We start from the raw sequence: 2260 nt of genomic DNA, 5'->3' as shown, positions 1-2260 counted from the left end.
GATTGCAGTTGCTCATCGATGAAGGCGGCGCCGTCTTTCGTGCCCATCAGGACTGCGATGCGCGGATCTTCTTTGCTCACGAGCTTCAAACACCCTGCAAATGCCTGGGAATGGCTAGAGCGGCTCATCGTTTCACGCAAACGCAGAACCGCTCAATTTCCTTGTTTCGACGCAATCCGGACGGAAAGCCGTTTTCACACTTTTCCTGGAATTGCTCTATCTCTTTGTTTTGACGCAATTCCGGACGGAAAACCGTTTTCACACTTTTCCTGGAATTGCTCTAGGTTTGTCCAATCCACGATCAAGATCGCTTCTGGATCGGGTTAGGTCGCTTGGCGGGCCGTTTTCGGGATCACGGCCTGATGGATGCTCTCCCTGGCCTTCTTGGCCTGGTCAAGGCCTGCCAGCACGGCCAGCGCAGCATCCTTGTCCTGGTTCTTGACCGACTGCTGCAGCGCCGTGAGCGCGGCCTGGACATCCGACCATTCCACGACATCCGTGCTCAGGCCAAATATCTTCGAAATGCCGAGTTCGACGAGTTCCTCATCCTCGCCATGCAGCATTTCGTGGAGTTTCTCGCCCGGCCTTATGCCGGTGAACCGGATCGGGATGTCCGTGTAGGGGCTCTTTCCGGACAGGCGGATCATTGTTTCGGCCACTTCAAGGATCGGCACCGGCTTGCCCATGTCGAGCATATAGACGGCATAATCGTCCCCGCTCTGCCGCGATGCGGCATCGGCGGCCGACATGATGACGAGATCGACGGCTTCGGCCACTGTCATGAAATAGCGTGTCATGCGCCGGTCCGTGATGGTGACCGGCCCTCCGGCCTCGATCTGCGCCTGGAATATGGTCGCCACCGAACCGTTGCTGCCAAAGACATTGCCGAAGCGAACGGCCACGAACTTGGTGACCGAACGACGCGCGCCCGGCTCGCTGGCTGGGGGCCCATGCAAGGCGCTGATGATCTGTTCGGCAGCCCGCTTTGTCACGCCAAGCACCGATGAGGGATCCACCGCCTTGTCGCTCGATATCAGGACAAACTGGGCAACCCCGCATTCGGCGGCGACTTCGGCACAGACAAGCGTGCCGAAGACATTGGTCTGGATGGCCGAATCCCAGYTTTCCTCGAGCAGCGGAACATGCTTGAGCGCCGCGGCGTGAAAGACGATGTCCGGTCTGAATTCCGTGACGACACGCGTTATCTGGCGCCGATCCGCGACATCGACGATGCGGACCTTGAGGCGGTCATGGTCCTTCTCGTCAATGTACTGGCTCAACTGGAAGATGCCGAACTCGGAGTTGTCGGCGACGAGCACCGCCTCCGCCCCCAGTTCCAACGACCGTTTGACCAACGTTCGGCCGATCGACCCGGCACCGCCCGTCACCAGAACGCGCTTGCCGCCAATAAAGGTCCCGATACGCTCGACATCGGAAGGCACTGTCGGGCGGCGTAGGATCGTTTCCATCTCGACCGCGTCGAGAACCAGTTTTCCCTGCTGTTCCAGTTCCGAAAGACCGGAGAACTGCACCACACTTATGTCGCCATGCCGGGCGACGCGGACGAGTTCCGAATACTCCTCGATCTCGTGCTCGGCGCCACTGCCGAAAATCAGCAAGTCCAGGCTTTCGGTGCCTGTCGCATAGTCTTCCAGGACGTCGATCAGCCGCGGCCGGGTCGCGACCACGGGAACGCCTTGAATCCGCGTGCCCAATTGTACGCCGCGCTCGGTCGCCATGATCCCGGCGATGGAATAGTCCGCCGGCTCCGCCGTGCGCGTGAACCGAATGATCAGGTCGGCTTCGCCGAGCCGGCCAACGAACAACGCCTGCTTGGCCTGCGTCTTGCCGGTCTTGGTGCTCAGAATGCCCCAGCTCGCGCCGTCACGCAGGAAGCGGTAGAACAGCCGGGGCGCCGATATGATCGTGAAAGAGACGAGGAAGAAGACGATGAACTGACGCTCGTTGAGCCCCTGCACAGGCTGGAAAGAACGAGCCAGCATGGACGTGGCGTACAGAGCCAACGTCAAAATCGCGCAGCTCTTCAGGATATTGAAAAAGTCGGGCGTCGAAGCGAAGCGCCAGACGGTCTTGTAGAGACCACAATATCTAAACAGGAGATGGCTGATGACGACAATGCCCCCCCAGGTTCCCAAACCCTGGTTGGAGAGCGGATCGAACGAAAGATTCGACCGCGAAAGCACAAGGCTGAGCGCCACGGCGACCAGGACCATAACGACGTCCTGGACCATGATGAAGG

General features: G+C 59.5%; 1 protein-coding gene. It reads right to left on the bottom strand.

Annotation, left to right across the window (positions count from 1 at the left end; genetic code table 11):
- Positions 1-323: 323 nt before the first annotated feature.
- Positions 324-2260 (bottom strand): SDR family NAD(P)-dependent oxidoreductase (locus ACXJ7R_RS30475; RefSeq protein ID WP_457155058.1); only part of this gene is annotated, 1937 nt, incomplete at its 5' end.

This window comes from Mesorhizobium sp. P5_C1 (assembly GCF_054049815.1).
The sequence above is the reverse complement of the archived record's forward strand: the minus strand, read 5'-3'. Positions and strand labels throughout refer to the sequence as shown.